The following is a 15,270-nucleotide window of genomic DNA, read 5'->3' as shown; positions in this document are numbered from 1 at the left end:
TACATGCTTCGCTACAGTGCTTGGTTTTTCGGCGTTCTAGTTGTGCTATTTGGATTGGAAATGCTTGGCCCTGTGCAGCAAAGTGTGATCCTGCCTTTTACAGCATTTATCGCTAAAATTTGCGTCGCAATTATTATCCCTTTCGATGCTGATGTATTGGCCTATGGCAAGATATTGCAGAGCTCGGCAAATGGCTTTGCGGTGTCGATAGAGCCTGGCTGCAATGGGGTTGAAGCGACCATTATGCTAATCGCTGCAGCAGTTGCATTCCCTGCAACCATAAAGCAAAAGCTCGCGGTTGTGGTTATTGGTTTTTTTGCCATTCAACTAGCAAATATCTTGCGCATTATCAGTTTGTTTTATCTTGGCCAGTGGAATATGGAGGTGTTCGAGTGGGCGCATTTATATCTGTGGCCAGTGTTGATTATGGTAGATGTGCTGGCGGTTTTTTTGGTGTGGTTGAGAATCATAGCCAAGGGGCAAGAAGAGGCTCAGCCTGAAGTGGCTGCTGCATGAGTGTTCAAGTAGAGCCGCAATTGGGTGCGGGTAAATTTTTTCTAAGAATTATTTTAGCCATGATCCCCTGCTTTGCTATTTGGTGGTTTATTGGTGATTGGTGGTTGCAGCCAGCAGTAGACGTTTCGGGTTGGTTGTTGGCTTTGCTTTTATCTGAGTCCTTTCATAGCCTACAGTTGCTTGATGGTAGTTTGCAGGCGGCTACCAATTGGGGAGAGGTTCAGGGGCGCTTGGTTCCTGCTCGCGCTGCGGGTTATGCCTTGGCTTTTGAGTCCAATGTTCGTGTGTTGAGCTATTCCGTACCATTCTTTTTCTCTTTGCAGGCGGCCCTGTGGAATTGGCAGCCTAAGAAGCATATCGCTATATCCGTGCTCGTTATGTACCTTGTTATTATTGTAAGCATGGTCTTTCTTTGTGCTAAGTCAGTAATGGTTGGGCTTGGCGGAGCATTTATTGAGGCAAATCGCTACTGGTATGCTTCGCGAGACTTTATTGCACTTGGTTTTCAGTTGGCCACTTTGATGTTGCCTGTTTTGGTGCCCGTTTTTTTATGGGTAATAACAAATCAGCAGCAATTACAAAGCCTGTTTGTTTCAGGGGTAACGAAAGCAGAGTCGGCTAACGCTGCACCGGAAGGGTCAGAATAAAAGAAGCTCCGCCCAAAATTGGAGAGCGGCCAACCTCTACACTACCGCTGTAGGCACTTACGATATCAATTGCAACTGCCAGTCCAATTCCTTGACCTTTATTGGCGGTGTCGGCGCGTTGGCCACGGGTAAGAATGCTTTGCCTTTGGTTGCCTGCTACCCCGGGTCCGTCATCCTCCACGCGGATCACCCACTGACCGTCCATTTCCTCGGCGTCGACAAATACTTGTCGGCGCCCATATTTGCAGGCATTGTCGAGCAGGTTGCCCATTAACTCCATAAAGTCAGCTTCTTCGCCTTGAATGCGACAGTCCGCAGGAATCAATAATGAAAAATCTTTTTCATCTCGGCCGTACACTTTACCTAGGGCAGTAATCAGGCGCTTGCAAAGTTGGCGTAGATCAATGCTGTGGTTGATGTTTATCTTTGCGCCTAGGCTGGCACGGCTGAGCTGGTGGCTGATGATTTCGTCCATTCGGCGCAGCGGATCAGCTAGCTTCTTTTCGAATTCGGGGTCTTGTTGGGCGAATCCCGAGATTACCGCCAGCGGTGTTTTCAGGCTATGGGCCAAATCGTTCAGGGTGTTTTTATAGCGTTCGCTTTGCTGGCTTTGATTGGCCAGCACTTGATTCAAACTATGAGTTACTGGAATGATCTCTGAAGGATAATTTCCAGGTAGTTGCTGCTCTGAAGATTCTCTCAGTTTATCGATATCATCTTTTAATCGTTTTAGGGGTTGTAAACCCCAGCGCATGATGAGTAGTTGTGCAAAAATGATAAAGATACCCAAGCTACCAAGCCATTGGCCAAGCTGTTGCCGATAAGTGCTTAGCTCGGCATTCCAAATTGCGCTATCTCTCCATATGGTCAGTCGAATAGGAAGGTTGCCGTCTTTGCTTTCCCACTCCACGTCAAAGCGCAAGCTGAAGACGCGGCCTTGGCTGCTATGTCTTATCTCTTCAAAATGCTGTGTTCCAGCCTCGATACTTTGGGGCATTAGGTTGCTGGGCGTTGGAAATAAAACGGATGGAGATTGCCATTGCATACCAAGGGGGGTATGCACCCAGGCATAGAGACCAGAGCCTGGGCGGCTAAAGTCTGGGTCATTTAGTTCTTGTGATAGCTTGGGTTGGCCTGCACTGATATCTATTGAGCCAAGCAGCAAGTACATCTGGCTATTAAGGCGATTCTTTTCTGCGGTGCTTAAACTGCGTTGAAAGGCTTGGTCGAGCATATAGCCGCTTAACCCTAGTACTGCAGGTAAAACCAAAAGTGACGCTAGGGTAAAGCGCGAGGCGAGAGAGCGAAATAGACGCAAAGGAATGAAGCCTTAATTTTGTGTTTCCAGTGCAAAGCGATAACCTTGGCCGCGAACCGTATCGATAGGTTTTAAATCACCATTGGGATCGATTTTCTTTCTTAAGCGACCAATAAAAACTTCGATGACATTACTATCACGATCAAAGTCTTGATCATAGAGATGCTCTGTTAATTCAGTTTTTGAAACCAGCTTGCCGGAATTGAGTGCCAGGTATTCAAGGGTGTTATATTCGAAGCTGGTGAGCTCCAGCTTATTGCCATCTCTGCTAACAGTTTTGGCGGTGGTGTTGATGACTAGTGGGCCATAATCCAGGCTTGGGCTGGCGTGGCCTGCCGCGCGGCGGAGCAAGGCATTGATTCTGGCGAGTAATTCTTCGTTTTGAAATGGCTTAACAACATAATCGTCGGCACCAGCTTCGAGGCCCTCAACCTTGTCCTGCCAATTACCGCGAGCTGTTAGGATTAGGATTGGGAATTTTTTGCCTTCTGCGCGTAGTGTTTTCACTACTTCAAGACCGTCGACTTCGGGAAGGCCTAAGTCGATGATAGCCAGGTCGTAGGGGTGTTCAGTACCTAAAAAAATCGCTTCGCGGCCATCGCCGCAAGCATCGCTAACATAGCCAGCAGATTTGAGTTGCGTGCATATTTGCTCGCGGATATGTGGCTCGTCTTCGACAACAAGTAAGCGCATAACTGGTCTCGTAATGATCTCTCGCCACGTGAAATAGTCGGTGGTGGCGTATGTTTTTGTTTTATGACGCCAATTAGTATTGTTGGCATTCTAGGCGCTGATTTTTAATCGGCAATCCATATTTGTTGTACTTTACCAGAGGCTGTTAATACTTTCACAGTGTATCCGGCCTGTCCTCTTTGAACTTTGAGAACTTTCCCCTTGGATTTTTTAAGGGCCTTTTGTGCGGCTTCTGCCTGCCCGTTTGGGGTCGCTTTGCCGTCGTCTTTGCTACCGGCTTTGGCCAGTTGAAACATTATCCGCTGCTCAAGAGCCTGCTTGTCGGCCTTTAACGACTCGTCGCCATTGGCTGCTCCGCTAATTGGTGAGGCAAGGCCTATAAGTGCGAAAAGCGAAGCAATTAGGATTCGATGCTGTGTCATTTAATGTGTTCCGGTTAGAGCATTGGCTGCTATTAAGCAGTCTAGAACAAGCGAGCTGATAGCGAGCGATATTTGCCGCTTATTTTAATCAGTGCTGTTATGGCACCGCATTTGGCGTTGGCGCCTGCAACTACGTCTAAGGCCATCTTACACCGGAATGCCTGAAATGTCGGCCGGTTATATGTGCCACCTTGCTTGCCTTTTTTGTGTGATCAACCAGATCAGAGTTTCAGGCTAAAAGTGTTTCCCTGAACCTTGGCTGAAACTTGGCGTTTATTGTTGTTTTAAGGTGCCTAAAATTGCTGGCTGTTCGGCGCAGTCAGCTGCCCGGAAACAAGGTATAATGCTCAGTTATGCTCGTTTATTGGATGGCAGGTGGTAAATTACTGCCGTCTCGGGCCAAAAGCTTGAAAATACAAGCCGATAAACTTACCAAGTAAATAGCAAAGTTATGAATATTGATAGTTATATGCGCCAGTTGGGGCAACAGGCAAGAGCGGCTTCGCGGGAGCTGCTTTTGGTTGATAGCGGCCAAAAGAATCAGGCCTTGCTTGCAATAGCCGCCGAGCTTAAGGCTCAGCAAGAACAAATTTTACAAGCCAATGAAACCGACTTGCAGCTGGGACGAGAGTCTGGCTTAGAGGACGCTTTATTGGATCGCTTGGCGATTACAGGCACTGGTATTGGTCAGATGGTGGAAGGTTTGCAGCAGGTAGCAGCATTGCCGGACCCCTGTGGCGAAATCAGTGATATGAGCTATCGGCCGAGTGGCATTCAGGTCGGTAAAATGAGAGTGCCGCTTGGGGTGGTCGGGATTATTTATGAGTCGCGTCCAAATGTGACCATTGATGCAGCCAGTTTATGCTTAAAATCCGGCAATGCCACTATATTACGCGGTGGTAAGGAAGCGTTTCATTCGAATCAGGCAATTGCCAAATGTATCACTGCGGGTCTTGCCTCAGCGGGACTGCCTGAAAATGCTGTGCAGGTTATTGAAACTACGGATCGAGCGGCCGTTTCGGCGATGATTACTATGCCGGAATTTGTCGATGTCATTGTTCCTCGTGGGGGCCGAGGCCTAATCGAGAGAATAAGCAATGAGGCCAAGGTAAATGTTATTAAGCACCTAGACGGCATATGCCATGTCTACCTTGATGATAAGGCCGATTTGGATAAGGCAAAAGCTATCGCTGTTAATGCCAAAACACACCGTTATGGTGTTTGTAATGCGATGGAGACCCTGCTCATACATGAAGATTTGTCGGGTGAGTTTTTAACGGATTTGGCAAAAGCTTACTGGCATAAAGGTGTGCAGCTACGCGCCTGTGAAGCTTCTTACTCAAAGCTTCATGAAATTAATGAGGCTGATGGTGACTTGCTCGTTCAAGCAAGCCCAGAAGATTGGGACACGGAATATTTGGCTCCAGTGTTAGCGGTAAAAGTAGTGTGCGACATGGCCGAGGCGATTGCCCATATTGCACGCCACAGCTCAGGTCACACCGAGAGTATAGTGAGTGAAGACTATAGTCGTATTCGATCATTTTTAGCTCAAGTTGATTCGGCGTCGGTTATGGCCAATGCCTCAACTCGCTTTGCCGATGGTTTTGAGTATGGCTTAGGTGCGGAAATTGGTATCTCAACGGATAAAATTCACGCTCGAGGGCCTGTTGGTCTGCAAGGGCTTACTTCTCAAAAGTGGATAGTGTTCGGTGATGGCCACATCCGCAACTAAACTTTCGGCTTATGGCTTGTTCGGGGGAAGCTTTGACCCTGTGCATCGTGGCCATATATACCTTGCTGAAAAGGCGCAGCAAAGTTTGGGCTTGCAGGATATGGCCTTGTTGCCAGCTGCTCAGCAGCCCTTGAAGGGCTCGGCCAATGTCTCTGCGCAGCAGCGCTTAGCAATGTTGAGTTTAGCGGTGGCAGAGGCTCCTAGTTTATCGGTGGATGCTAGAGAGTTGAGGCGCAGTGGGCCATCTTATACTGTGGATACGTTGCTGGAGTGGCGCCTAGAACATGATGAAAAAGCCTGCCTATGCTTTTGTATGGGGCTAGACTCATTAATGCAGCTGCATCGCTGGCATCGTTGGGAACAGTTGTTTGAACTGGCTAATTTGATCGTCTTGGCTCGCCCAGGTTGGAGTTGGGCTGAGGGCACAAAAACACAGCCGCCGCAGTTACAGGCTGAGCTAAATGCTCGGCAGTGTTTTGATATTGCGCCATTGCTAGCGGCTCCAAAAGGCAGGTGGATGTTGCTTGAGGCGCCTTTAATGGATATTTCATCAACAAAAATTAGGCAGCAGCTTGCTGCCGGTGTGCCTGCTTCGCAATTGTCTGAATTGCCGCAAAGTGTGGCGAATTATATTGAAGAGCACAGCCTATACTGTGCGAACTAACTCAAAGAGGTTTTATTTTTGGATCTAAATCAAGTTGTCATCAATGCTCTGGAAGATGTCAAAGGGCAAGATATTGTAAGTTTGGATGTCGCTGAATTAAGCGATGTAATGGATACCCTTGTTATTGTTACGGGAACATCTAACCGTCATGTGAAGTCATTAGCCAACAATGTTGTGATGGATGCTAAGGCGGCCGGTGAGCAACCTCTTGGGGTTGAAGGTATGGAAACCGGTGAGTGGGTGTTGGTAGATCTAGGTAGCATTGTAGTGCATGTTATGTTGGAGCAAAGCCGACGCTTTTATGACCTGGAAAAACTTTGGTCCATGGAGCCCGCAAATCGCCAAGATGAAAGTGACGAAGACGATCTGAACTAATTCAACTATGCGTACTCGAATTATAGCTGTTGGTACCAAAATGCCCGCTTGGGTAGAAACTGGCTACAAAGATTATGCAAAGCGACTGCCACGGGATTTTCCGGTGGAGGTGCTTGAACTGCCGCTTGGCCCTAGAGGCAAAAACGCCTCAATAGAAAAGGCCATTGCTAAAGAAAGTGAGGCAATGCTTGCGGCCATTCCAGATGGTGACAAGGTGATCGCTCTTGATGTTAAGGGCAAGCCTTGGGGTACCGAACAGCTAGCCGATAAATTGGCAGACTGGCGCATGGATGGTAATAATTACAGCTTGTTAATTGGTGGGCCAGACGGCTTATCGCAGCAGTGTTTACAGCGCGCGGATGTGCGCTGGTCGCTATCAGCGCTGACATTGCCGCACCCGCTGGTGAGGATTGTCTTGATCGAGCAGCTGTATCGGGCTTGGACAATTTTAAATAATCACCCCTATCACAAATAACAAAAGGGTGATGTAGTGAAGAGCTTTGACGGCAGTGGTTTAGCTGCTTGGGGACGGCATGGAACAAATCCTGGCTAGGGGGCTTATTCAACAGCTCCCACAAGTTAATGTCTTGAGCAGAGCTGAAGTATTCCGCCATGTCTGAGCATCTGCGTTTTAAAGATCATTACAATGAAGCTCGAATCTTTTTTCGACGCGCTATTATCGTCGCTGCCTTAATTGTTGCGCTTATCGTTGTGCTTATTGCACGCCTATATACTCTGCAAGTTGTTGAGTATGAGACCTATGTTACCCAATCTGATCGTAACCGGGTGCAGGTGCAACCCTTACCGCCGACGCGCGGTCTAATCTATGGGCGTCGTGGCGAGCTGCTTGCCGAAAATCGTCCCAGTTATACGCTTTCAATTGTAAAAGAGCAGGTTGGTTCATTGGAATCAAGTTTGCGCTTGCTACGCCAGCTAGTGGATATCAGTGACGATGAACTGGAAGACTTTTATAAACGCTTAAAGCGCCCTAAGCGTCGCCGTCGTCCCTATGAACCAATTCCTTTACGATATCTTTTGGGTGAAGAAGAAATCGCCAAGATTGCGGTCAACGAATACCGCTTAAAAGGAGTGGTGGTTGAGGCTCAGTTGGTACGCTACTACCCGCAACAAGATCTGTTTGCTCACAATGTTGGCTATGTGGGGCGAATTAATGAGCGTGAACTTAAATCGCTGACCCCTGAAGAATATGCCTTGTACAACGGCACAGACTCCATTGGCAAGATCGGCCTGGAAAAACAGTACGAGAGGCTTTTACTTGGGGACGTTGGCTATCAGCAAGTGGAAACCAATGCTAGAGGTCGAGTGTTAAGGGTATTGGAGAGAACAGATCCTACTCCGGGCCAGAACTTGCAATTGTTTCTGGATGCTCAGTTACAGAGAAAAGCTTATGCTGCACTCGGTGGTCGGCGTGGTGCTGTAGTCGCTATGGAAATTGAAACCGGCGGTGTTTTAGCCATGGTGAGCGCACCTAGTTATGACCCTAATTTATTTGTGACTGGTATTAGTTATAAAAACTATAGAGCTTTGAATGAATCGCCGGACCTGCCGCTTTTTAATCGAGCCATTCAAGGTGGTTATCCGCCAGGCTCGACCTTAAAGCCAATGTTGGCTTTGGGTGGGCTAGAAGCCAAGATAATCGATGAGCATTATTCGGTGCGTGATCCGGGCTTCTATCAGCTTGAAGGTGAAGAACGCAAATATCGAGACTGGAAGAAGCGTGGTCATGGTCATCGTATTGCCTTAAAGCAAGCTGTTGCACAATCTTGTGATGTTTATTACTACGACTTGGCGTTTCGCATGGGCATCGATCGGATGCACGATTTTGGCGATAAGTTTGGTTTAGGTGAGCGTACGGGTGTTGATATCCCCAGTGAGCGATCTGGTTTATGGCCTTCCCGTAAATGGAAAAGAGCGGTTAGGGGCTTGCCTTGGTTTCCGGGCGACAGTTTGAATATGGGGATTGGTCAGGGGTTTGTTTTGACGACGCCTTTGCAGCTGGCTTCAATGACCGCAACCTTGGCATCAAAAGGTGTTCATCGCCAACCTAGATTGGTGAAAAAAGTGGGCGAACAAGAGCTGTCGGATAAAGCGACTAAGGCTGTCGAGGCCAGTGAGAAAAACTGGTCGCTGGTTATGGAATCAATGGAAGAAGTGGTGCACGGGCAAAGAGGCACAGCTAAGTCGATTGCTAGAAAGGCTAATTTTCGAATGGCCGGAAAGACCGGAACAGCCCAGGTGGTTGGGATTGCACAAGATGCGGAATACGATTCGGAAGCGCTAGCAGAAAGACAGCGGGACCATGCCTTATTTGTTGGCTATGCGCCTGCGGAAAACCCAAAGATAGCAGTTGCTGTCATTGTAGAAAATGGGGAAAAGAGTTCTTTGGCTGCGAAAGTTGCACGCGAAATATTCGATGAGTATTTGCTTCATGGGCAGCTCGACAATGTCGAGGTAGGCCGCTAATGGTACAGCAAGACTTTCAACGCCGAATGCCGGAGGCAAGCCGTGATTTACGCAAGCCGATGGGCGTGTGGCAGCGAATTCATATTGATGTGCCTTTGCTGCTTGGTTTGTTGGCGCTTACCGCTTTTGGCTTGATCGTATTGTATAGTGCCAGCGGAGAGACCAAATATTACATTCAACGCCAAACAGTTTTTATCTCCCTTGGCTATGTCGCCATGTTTACTGCGGCGCAGTTTAAGATGAGCTTTTTGCAGCGCTGGTCACCTTGGTTTTATCTCGGGGGTGTTGGCTTGCTGGCTCTTGTGCTGATTATGGGTTCTGGGGCGAAGGGCGCGCAGCGTTGGTTGAGTATAGGGGGTTTTCGATTTCAGCCTTCAGAGGTCATCAAACTCGCTGTGCCGATGATGGTGGCCTCCTACTTGGGGGTGAGAGTATTACCTCCAAGCTTTAAGCATATTGTCGTGAGCTTAATGATTGTTGGTCTGCCAACGGTGCTTATTCTGGAGCAGCCTGATTTAGGAACCTCTTTGTTGATTGCGGCTTCTGGCTTGATAGGTCTGTTTTTCGCAGGGCTGCGGTGGCGCTATATTTTGGGGGCCGCCTTGCTAGCCCTAATGAGTGCTTGGCCTATGTGGCAATTTGTATTGCGGGATTATCAGAAGCAGCGCATCCTAACCATGTTCAATCCTGAGGCCGATAAACTTGGGGCGGGCTGGAATATTATTCAATCAAAAACGGCTATTGGCTCCGGAGGAGTGTACGGAAAAGGCTGGATGAATGGTACTCAGTCCCAGTTGAATTTCCTACCAGAAAGCCACACAGATTTTATTATCGCAGTCTTAGCTGAAGAGTTTGGCTTATTGGGTGTGTTGTTACTATTGCTGATTTATTTATTTATCTTAGGTCGCGGCCTATTGATAGCTGCTAGAGCGCAATCAAGCTTCAACCGAATATTGGCAGGTTGTATTACCTTCACTTTTTTTGTTTATATTTTTGTAAATATTGGAATGGTGACGGGTTTATTGCCAGTAGTAGGAGTGCCTTTGCCCTTGGTTAGCCATGGTGGCACAGCCTTGGTTACTCTGCTCACAGGCTTTGGTTTGCTAATGGCGATTAGTACTGAGCGTAGAAAGGTGAGTATTTGATATGTCGATGGCAGCTCTTTAGTTGCGGCATTGGCCTTAGGGACGGAGCTAAAACGTCGCTTATTGAACACTTTGATTGCTGTATGGGTTGCTAAAATTTATTGAATGGTAAGTTGGCTTTATAAAAAGACTAACTGGTTTTATTGAAAGATATGCAGAGATACTAGAAGAGCCTTATAGATGATTACAGGTTTAAAGAATATTGGAGTGACGATGCTGGCAATATCGGCGTCGCTGACATCTACCTTAAGCGTTGCTGAAAATTATGCCCAGCACCCTCAGGCCATTAAGTTGATCGATGAAATGGTCGCTGAGCATGATTTCGATAGAACGAAATTGGAAGCATTGTTTGCCGAGGCTAAGAAAAAACAGTCGATTTTGAAGGCCATGTCGCGCCCGGCAGAAAAAGCTCTAGAGTGGAAAGATTACCGCAAGTTATTTCTCGATGGTAAGCGCACGCCTAAGGGGGTTGAGTTTTGGCAGAAAAATCAACCGGCCTTAGATGCTGCCTCAGAGAAGTATGGGGTACCACAGGAAATTATAGTGGCCATTATTGGCGTTGAGACTCGCTATGGGCGCATTATGGGTAGCTATCGAGTGCTGGATGCTCTTGCTACCTTGGCTTTTGATTACCCTAGAAGGAGTGAGTTCTTTACTAAGGAACTCAAGCACTTTTTGCGACTCACTCGCGAGCAACAGCAGGATCCATTGGCACTGAAGGGTTCCTATGCAGGTGCGATGGGTTACGGACAATTTATGCCGTCCAGCTTCCGCTCTTATGCCGTTGATTTTGATGGTGACAAGGTTGCCGATATATGGAAAAACAAAAGAGATGCCATTGGCAGTGTCGCTAATTATTTCAAACACCACGGCTGGCGTCAGGGGGCACCAGTGGTTGCCCGGGCCGCTTTGGAAAAGAACTTTAAAGCAGAGTTGGCTAATCAGTCGCTTAAGCCAAAGTACACAGTTTCATCTTTAGACGAGGCGGGTTTCAAGGCAATGCTAGAGCTTCCTGGCGACGAGGTTAGCAGCCTTGTTAAATTGGAAGGAGCTAAAGGTACCGAGTATTGGTTGGGCTTGCACAACTTTTATGTTATTACCCGTTATAATCATAGCCGTATGTATGCTATGGCGGTTTACCAATTGGCTCAGGAAATTCGTAAACAATACGATTTAAAAAAGGCTAAAGGATAATATAGTGGATTTTTTACAGGCTAAGCATATTGCTAAATTGGGACAGCTGGCTGTTCTGCTATTGCTTACTGCCTGTAGTCAACAAGAAGTTAGAGATAGTGGTCCCTCTCGACCACTTGATTTCTCAGGCTTGGCGGATGCTACCCCTAAAAAAGAAAGTCGTGGGCGTGCGGGCAATAAAAGCCCCTATGAAATTTTTGGGATCAGCTATTATGTAATGGCTGATTCGAAAGGCTTTCGCCAACAAGGTGAAGCGTCTTGGTACGGTAAAAAATTTCATGGCCGTAATACTTCCAATGGCGAAGTATATGATATGTACGCAATGACCGCTGCCCATAAGACACTACCAATTCCCAGTTATGTTAGGGTCACAAATCACCAAAATGGCCGTTCGGTAGTGGTGCGGGTTAACGATCGAGGTCCCTTCCACGGTGATCGAATAATTGATTTAAGTTATGCTGCCGCCAGCAAGTTAGGTTTTGCAGAGCAGGGTACAGCTATGGTTTCGGTAGAGGCTATAGATAGCGGTAACCCTCCACTGAATTACCCGGGCTATGTGGCGGCTTCACAAACTAACACGCCAGCCCTCGCTGCCGTTGATGTAGAGCGCCAAAACAAAAATGAAACGGTTGCAAGCAATCAGTCATTTTTGCAAGTTGCCGCGTTTAGCCAAAGAGCGGCGGCTGAAAAATTAATGGCGGATTTGCGGCAACAAATTGCTGAGCCTATGCGATTGCAACAAGCGAAAGGCTTATTTAAGGTGCATATTGGCCCACTGCAGAAAGTGGGTGATCTTACGGCTGTAAAACAAACTTTACAGGCCCTGAGCTTAGGTTCGGGGTTTGTGGTAAATGACTAAATAAATAGGACTGTCTAGACACATGAGAACTATTGTTACTTTTTTAATCTTGTGCCTAAGTGTAACGTCGGCATTGGCTCAACAGCTTATACCGGCTCCACCGCAATTGGCAGCAACGGCCTATTTACTGATAGATGCTGAAACCGGTGAGGTGCTGGTTGAGCATAATGCGGACGAAATGCTACCGCCCGCAAGCCTTACAAAGATGATGACTAGCTATATCGTTTCCAGTGAGATGGATAGGGGAAATGTAGCGGCTGAAGATATGGTTAATATCTCAGTGCGAGCTTGGAAGATGGGCGGCTCTAAAATGTTTATCCGCGAAGGCACTCAGGTTAGCGTTAAGGATTTATTGCGCGGTGTCATTATTCAATCCGGCAATGATGCTAGTGTTGCTTTGGCTGAGCATATCGCGGGCAGTGAAGAAGCCTTTGCTGATGTGATGAATCAGCAGGCGGCGATATTGGGGATGACCAGTACGCAATTTTTAAATGCCACCGGCTGGCCAGCTGAAGGCCACTACACCACGGCTCGTGATTTGGCGATTTTAGCGAAAGCCATCATCAATGATTATCCTGAGCATTATGAAATCTATGCGGAGCGATCTTTTTCTTACAACGGCATCGATCAAATGAATCGGAATCGCTTGCTGTTTTTAGATAAATCAATTGACGGTTTGAAGACTGGCCATACCGAAGAGGCGGGTTACTGCTTGGTGGCTTCTGGTGTGAAAAGTGGTATGCGTTTGATTTCTGTGGTGATGGGTACCCGTTCAGATAAAGCTCGTGCTGCAGAGTCTCAAAAGCTAATGGCCTACGGTTTCCGCTATTATGAGACGCATCAAGCCTTGGAAGCAGGTCAACAGTTTGCCTCTCAGCGTGTATGGGGTGGACAGGCCAAGGAAGTTGCTATTGGTGTTAACAAGGCATTGTCCTTAACGATTCCAAGACGTGGGCAAGAGCGTATAAAGCAGAGTGTTAAGCTCGATGAGGTTATTGAGGCGCCTATTGCCGAGGGGCAAGAGCTGGGGCGTTTGCAGCTTGAGCTTGATGGTAAACAGCTTGCGGAGGTGCCGTTGGTCGCTCTAGAGCCAGTTCAAGAGGCGGGCTTCTTTGCGCGCTTATGGGATACGATCAAGCTATTTATCTTTAATCTCTTCGCTTAAGTTTCTTTTTAAGTCGTTTTTTACGGCGAATTTAGTACAAATCCCTGAATTCGCCGCTTCCTCTCTCTCTGGCTAGCTTTGCGGTATAATGCTTCTTGTACTTTGATCTACTCGGAACGACAAGATGAGCCAGCCAGACGCCCCTAAAATTGAATTTCCTTGCGAGAATTACCCCATTAAAGTTATGGGTGATGCAGGTGATGAATTGCACGCGCTAGTAATGCGTGTATTCAATGAGCATGCGCCTGGTTTTGATCCGGAGAAGATTCGCCTAAAAGACAGTAGCAAAGGTAGCTTTCAATCTTTGACTGTACTTATCACGGCCACCGGCGTAGAGCAGCTTGAGGCTCTGCATAAAGACCTTCAAAGTAGCCCCTTGGTTAAAATGGTTTTATAAATGCCAGCAGTACAAGTTCGTAAGCTTGACTTAATGGACTACGAGCCCGTCTGGCGCTCTATGTCTAACTATACTGATCAGCGTGATTCCGACAGTGCTGATGAGTTTTGGTTGGTGCAGCACCCGCCGGTTTTTACTCAGGGGCAGGCCGGTAAGGCAGAACATGTATTGATGCCTGGAGATATTCCTGTGGTACAGGTAGATCGTGGTGGTCAGGTAACCTACCACGGGCCGGGGCAGCTAGTATTGTACCCGCTAATTGATCTCCGTCGTCTAGGTATTGGTGTTCGAGATTTGGTAACGGCTATCGAGAAGGCTTTAGTAAAAACCCTTGCCAGCTTTGATCTGGAAGCTTACCCGAAAGCTGACGCTCCTGGAGTCTACATAAATGAAGCAAAGATTGCGTCATTAGGATTGAGGGTAAGAAAGGGGTGTAGCTTTCACGGCTTAAGTTTGAATGTTGAGATGTCGCTGGAGCCGTTTTTAAGAATAAACCCATGTGGTTATCAGGGTTTGGAAATGGTGCAAATGGCTGATCTGATCGAGCCAACGCCAAGTATGGATAGCATTGAGAATGAATTGGTTCGCTGCTTAATGGAGCAGTTGGGCTACGATAAAAAAACATTAGTAGCAGGCCTGCCTGATGCTGGGGCCTGTGAGTGAGACAATCGTGAGTGATAGATCTGAGAATACGCCAGTAAAGCGCACCCGCCGACATAAAGCCGGCGAAAAACTCCGTGATGCCGACAAAGTGGAGCGCATCCCCGTAAAAGTTATCGCCAGTGATGAGGTTAAGCGAAAGCCCGAGTGGATTCGAGTTCGTATGACGGCCTCGCCTGAAGTGGACCGCATTAAAAAAATCCTCCGTAAAAACGGCTTGGCCAGTGTTTGTGAAGAGGCGAGTTGCCCCAATTTAGGTGAGTGTTTCGCCGGTGGCACCGCGACTTTTATGATTATGGGAGAGATCTGTACAAGGCGCTGCCCATTCTGTGATGTTGGCCATGGTAAGCCATTGCCGCTTGATCAAGATGAGCCTAGAAACCTAGCCGAAGCGATTGCTGAGATGCGTTTGAAATACGTGGTGATTACTTCAGTTGATCGCGACGATTTACGTGATGGCGGGGCTCAGCATTTTGCAGATTGTATTCGTGACGCCCGCGAATTATCTCCAAACTTACAGGTTGAAATCCTGACTCCAGATTTTCGCGGCAGAATGGATAAAGCCCTAGATATTTTAGAGGCTGAAGCACCGGACGTATTCAATCACAATTTGGAAACCGTTCCTCGTTTATATCGACAGTCTCGCCCCGGCGCAAATTACGCTTGGTCACTTAAGTTGCTGAAAGAGTATAAGAAGCGTCGCCCCGATGTGTTGACTAAATCAGGTTTAATGGTGGGCTTGGGTGAAAGCAAAGAGGAAATCTTTGAGGTGATGCGGGATATGCGTGAGCATGATATTGATATGCTGACAATTGGTCAGTATCTGCAGCCATCCAAAAGTCACCTAGCGGTAGATCGCTACGTTCATCCTGACGAGTTTGATGAGTATACCGCCATGGCGAAAGAGTTAGGCTTCACGCATGCCGCTTGTGGGCCTTTGGTTCGCTCTTCTTATCATGCTGATAAGCAGGCCCATGGCGAGGAAGTTTCCTAGGCGGC

General features: G+C 47.6%; 17 protein-coding genes. 14 read left to right on the top strand and 3 right to left on the bottom strand.

Annotated elements, in window-relative coordinates; all coding sequences use genetic code 11:
• Positions 1 to 3: 3 nt before the first annotated feature.
• Together xrtH and Q1A08_RS19990 are read left to right on the top strand one after the other, a co-directional pair.
• Positions 4 to 516: an exosortase H gene (gene xrtH / locus Q1A08_RS19995; RefSeq protein WP_299776175.1), complete on the top strand. Its 513-nt coding sequence runs from the start codon at positions 4 to 6 to the stop codon at positions 514 to 516.
• Positions 513 to 1,163 (top strand): exosortase H-associated membrane protein, encoded by a 651-nt coding sequence (locus Q1A08_RS19990; RefSeq protein ID WP_299776174.1) that lies wholly within the window; start codon positions 513 to 515, stop codon positions 1,161 to 1,163. The genes xrtH and Q1A08_RS19990 overlap by 4 nt, the downstream gene beginning before the upstream one ends.
• Here Q1A08_RS19990 and Q1A08_RS19985 read toward each other — a convergent pair.
• The 3 genes from Q1A08_RS19985 to Q1A08_RS19975 all read right to left on the bottom strand — a co-directional run bounded on the left by Q1A08_RS19985 (position 1,135) and on the right by Q1A08_RS19975 (position 3,596).
• Complete coding sequence (locus tag Q1A08_RS19985) at positions 1,135 to 2,397, bottom strand: ATP-binding protein (RefSeq protein WP_299776173.1); 1,263 nt, start codon at positions 2,395 to 2,397, stop codon at positions 1,135 to 1,137. The two genes, Q1A08_RS19990 and Q1A08_RS19985, sit on opposite strands and share 29 nt — an antisense overlap.
• Before the next feature lie 96 nt (positions 2,398 to 2,493).
• A complete protein-coding gene (locus Q1A08_RS19980; RefSeq protein ID WP_299776172.1) occupies positions 2,494 to 3,174 on the bottom strand; it encodes a response regulator transcription factor in 681 nt (226 codons plus the stop codon).
• A gap of 104 nt (positions 3,175 to 3,278) precedes the next feature.
• Positions 3,279 to 3,596: a hypothetical protein gene (locus tag Q1A08_RS19975; protein ID WP_299776171.1), complete on the bottom strand. Its 318-nt coding sequence runs from the start codon at positions 3,594 to 3,596 to the stop codon at positions 3,279 to 3,281.
• Positions 3,597 to 4,047: 451 nt separating this feature from the next.
• Between Q1A08_RS19975 and Q1A08_RS19970 the strand changes: the two genes are divergently transcribed.
• The 12 genes from Q1A08_RS19970 to lipA all read left to right on the top strand — a co-directional run bounded on the left by Q1A08_RS19970 (position 4,048) and on the right by lipA (position 15,265).
• On the top strand, positions 4,048 to 5,328 hold the full coding sequence (locus tag Q1A08_RS19970; protein WP_299776170.1) for a glutamate-5-semialdehyde dehydrogenase: 1,281 nt from the start codon (positions 4,048 to 4,050) through the stop codon (positions 5,326 to 5,328).
• Positions 5,309 to 5,992 carry a nicotinate-nucleotide adenylyltransferase gene (gene nadD / locus Q1A08_RS19965; RefSeq protein WP_299776169.1) on the top strand — a complete coding sequence of 228 codons (684 nt, stop codon included), beginning with the start codon at positions 5,309 to 5,311 and terminating at the stop codon, positions 5,990 to 5,992. The genes Q1A08_RS19970 and nadD overlap by 20 nt, the downstream gene beginning before the upstream one ends.
• A gap of 18 nt (positions 5,993 to 6,010) precedes the next feature.
• Positions 6,011 to 6,367, top strand: coding sequence for a ribosome silencing factor (gene rsfS / locus Q1A08_RS19960; protein WP_299776168.1), 357 nt, complete (start codon positions 6,011 to 6,013; stop codon positions 6,365 to 6,367).
• Positions 6,368 to 6,374: 7 nt separating this feature from the next.
• Positions 6,375 to 6,842 (top strand): 23S rRNA (pseudouridine(1915)-N(3))-methyltransferase RlmH, encoded by a 468-nt coding sequence (gene rlmH, locus Q1A08_RS19955; protein WP_299776167.1) that lies wholly within the window; start codon positions 6,375 to 6,377, stop codon positions 6,840 to 6,842.
• 137 nt (positions 6,843 to 6,979) lie between these two features.
• Positions 6,980 to 8,851: a penicillin-binding protein 2 gene (gene mrdA / locus Q1A08_RS19950; RefSeq protein ID WP_299776166.1), complete on the top strand. Its 1,872-nt coding sequence runs from the start codon at positions 6,980 to 6,982 to the stop codon at positions 8,849 to 8,851.
• Positions 8,851 to 9,996, top strand: coding sequence for a rod shape-determining protein RodA (gene rodA / locus Q1A08_RS19945; RefSeq protein WP_299776165.1), 1,146 nt, complete (start codon positions 8,851 to 8,853; stop codon positions 9,994 to 9,996). Before mrdA ends, rodA begins: the two co-directional genes overlap by 1 nt.
• Positions 9,997 to 10,176: 180 nt before the next feature.
• Positions 10,177 to 11,190 carry a lytic murein transglycosylase B gene (gene mltB, locus Q1A08_RS19940; protein WP_299776164.1) on the top strand — a complete coding sequence of 338 codons (1,014 nt, stop codon included), beginning with the start codon at positions 10,177 to 10,179 and terminating at the stop codon, positions 11,188 to 11,190.
• Positions 11,191 to 11,194: 4 nt separating this feature from the next.
• Positions 11,195 to 12,049: a septal ring lytic transglycosylase RlpA family protein gene (locus Q1A08_RS19935; protein ID WP_299776163.1), complete on the top strand. Its 855-nt coding sequence runs from the start codon at positions 11,195 to 11,197 to the stop codon at positions 12,047 to 12,049.
• 22 nt (positions 12,050 to 12,071) lie between these two features.
• Entirely contained in the window at positions 12,072 to 13,214 is a 1,143-nt protein-coding gene (locus Q1A08_RS19930; RefSeq protein ID WP_299776162.1) for a D-alanyl-D-alanine carboxypeptidase family protein, read from the top strand.
• Between the two features lie 124 nt (positions 13,215 to 13,338).
• Positions 13,339 to 13,611 (top strand): DUF493 domain-containing protein, encoded by a 273-nt coding sequence (locus tag Q1A08_RS19925; protein ID WP_299776161.1) that lies wholly within the window; start codon positions 13,339 to 13,341, stop codon positions 13,609 to 13,611.
• Positions 13,612 to 14,274: a lipoyl(octanoyl) transferase LipB gene (lipB, locus tag Q1A08_RS19920; RefSeq protein ID WP_299776160.1), complete on the top strand. Its 663-nt coding sequence runs from the start codon at positions 13,612 to 13,614 to the stop codon at positions 14,272 to 14,274.
• A complete protein-coding gene (lipA, locus tag Q1A08_RS19915) occupies positions 14,255 to 15,265 on the top strand; it encodes a lipoyl synthase (protein WP_299776159.1) in 1,011 nt (336 codons plus the stop codon). The genes lipB and lipA overlap by 20 nt, the downstream gene beginning before the upstream one ends.
• Positions 15,266 to 15,270: the final 5 nt, after the last annotated feature.

This window comes from uncultured Pseudoteredinibacter sp. (assembly GCF_947500695.1).
Lineage (GTDB): Bacteria > Pseudomonadota > Gammaproteobacteria > Pseudomonadales > Cellvibrionaceae > Pseudoteredinibacter.
Note: the sequence above shows the minus strand (reverse complement) of the source record. Positions and strands in the feature narration are given on the sequence as shown.

Bases quoted from the DNA above. Each gene is read 5' to 3' on its own strand.
- lipA (WP_299776159.1), top strand. From the start codon at position 14,255: ATGCTGGGGCCTGTGAGTGAGACAATCGTGAGTGATAGATCTGAGAAT.
- Q1A08_RS19975 (WP_299776171.1), bottom strand. From the start codon at position 3,596: ATGACACAGCATCGAATCCTAATTGCTTCGCTTTTCGCACTTATAGGC.
- Q1A08_RS19925 (WP_299776161.1), top strand. From the start codon at position 13,339: ATGAGCCAGCCAGACGCCCCTAAAATTGAATTTCCTTGCGAGAATTAC.
- rlmH (WP_299776167.1), top strand. From the start codon at position 6,375: ATGCGTACTCGAATTATAGCTGTTGGTACCAAAATGCCCGCTTGGGTA.
- rodA (WP_299776165.1), top strand. From the start codon at position 8,851: ATGGTACAGCAAGACTTTCAACGCCGAATGCCGGAGGCAAGCCGTGAT.
- Q1A08_RS19970 (WP_299776170.1), top strand. From the start codon at position 4,048: ATGAATATTGATAGTTATATGCGCCAGTTGGGGCAACAGGCAAGAGCG.
- mrdA (WP_299776166.1), top strand. From the start codon at position 6,980: ATGTCTGAGCATCTGCGTTTTAAAGATCATTACAATGAAGCTCGAATC.
- xrtH (WP_299776175.1), top strand. From the start codon at position 4: ATGCTTCGCTACAGTGCTTGGTTTTTCGGCGTTCTAGTTGTGCTATTT.
- Q1A08_RS19985 (WP_299776173.1), bottom strand. From the start codon at position 2,397: ATGCTCGACCAAGCCTTTCAACGCAGTTTAAGCACCGCAGAAAAGAAT.
- Q1A08_RS19930 (WP_299776162.1), top strand. From the start codon at position 12,072: ATGAGAACTATTGTTACTTTTTTAATCTTGTGCCTAAGTGTAACGTCG.
- Q1A08_RS19980 (WP_299776172.1), bottom strand. From the start codon at position 3,174: ATGCGCTTACTTGTTGTCGAAGACGAGCCACATATCCGCGAGCAAATA.
- Q1A08_RS19990 (WP_299776174.1), top strand. From the start codon at position 513: ATGAGTGTTCAAGTAGAGCCGCAATTGGGTGCGGGTAAATTTTTTCTA.
- mltB (WP_299776164.1), top strand. From the start codon at position 10,177: ATGATTACAGGTTTAAAGAATATTGGAGTGACGATGCTGGCAATATCG.
- lipB (WP_299776160.1), top strand. From the start codon at position 13,612: ATGCCAGCAGTACAAGTTCGTAAGCTTGACTTAATGGACTACGAGCCC.
- nadD (WP_299776169.1), top strand. From the start codon at position 5,309: ATGGCCACATCCGCAACTAAACTTTCGGCTTATGGCTTGTTCGGGGGA.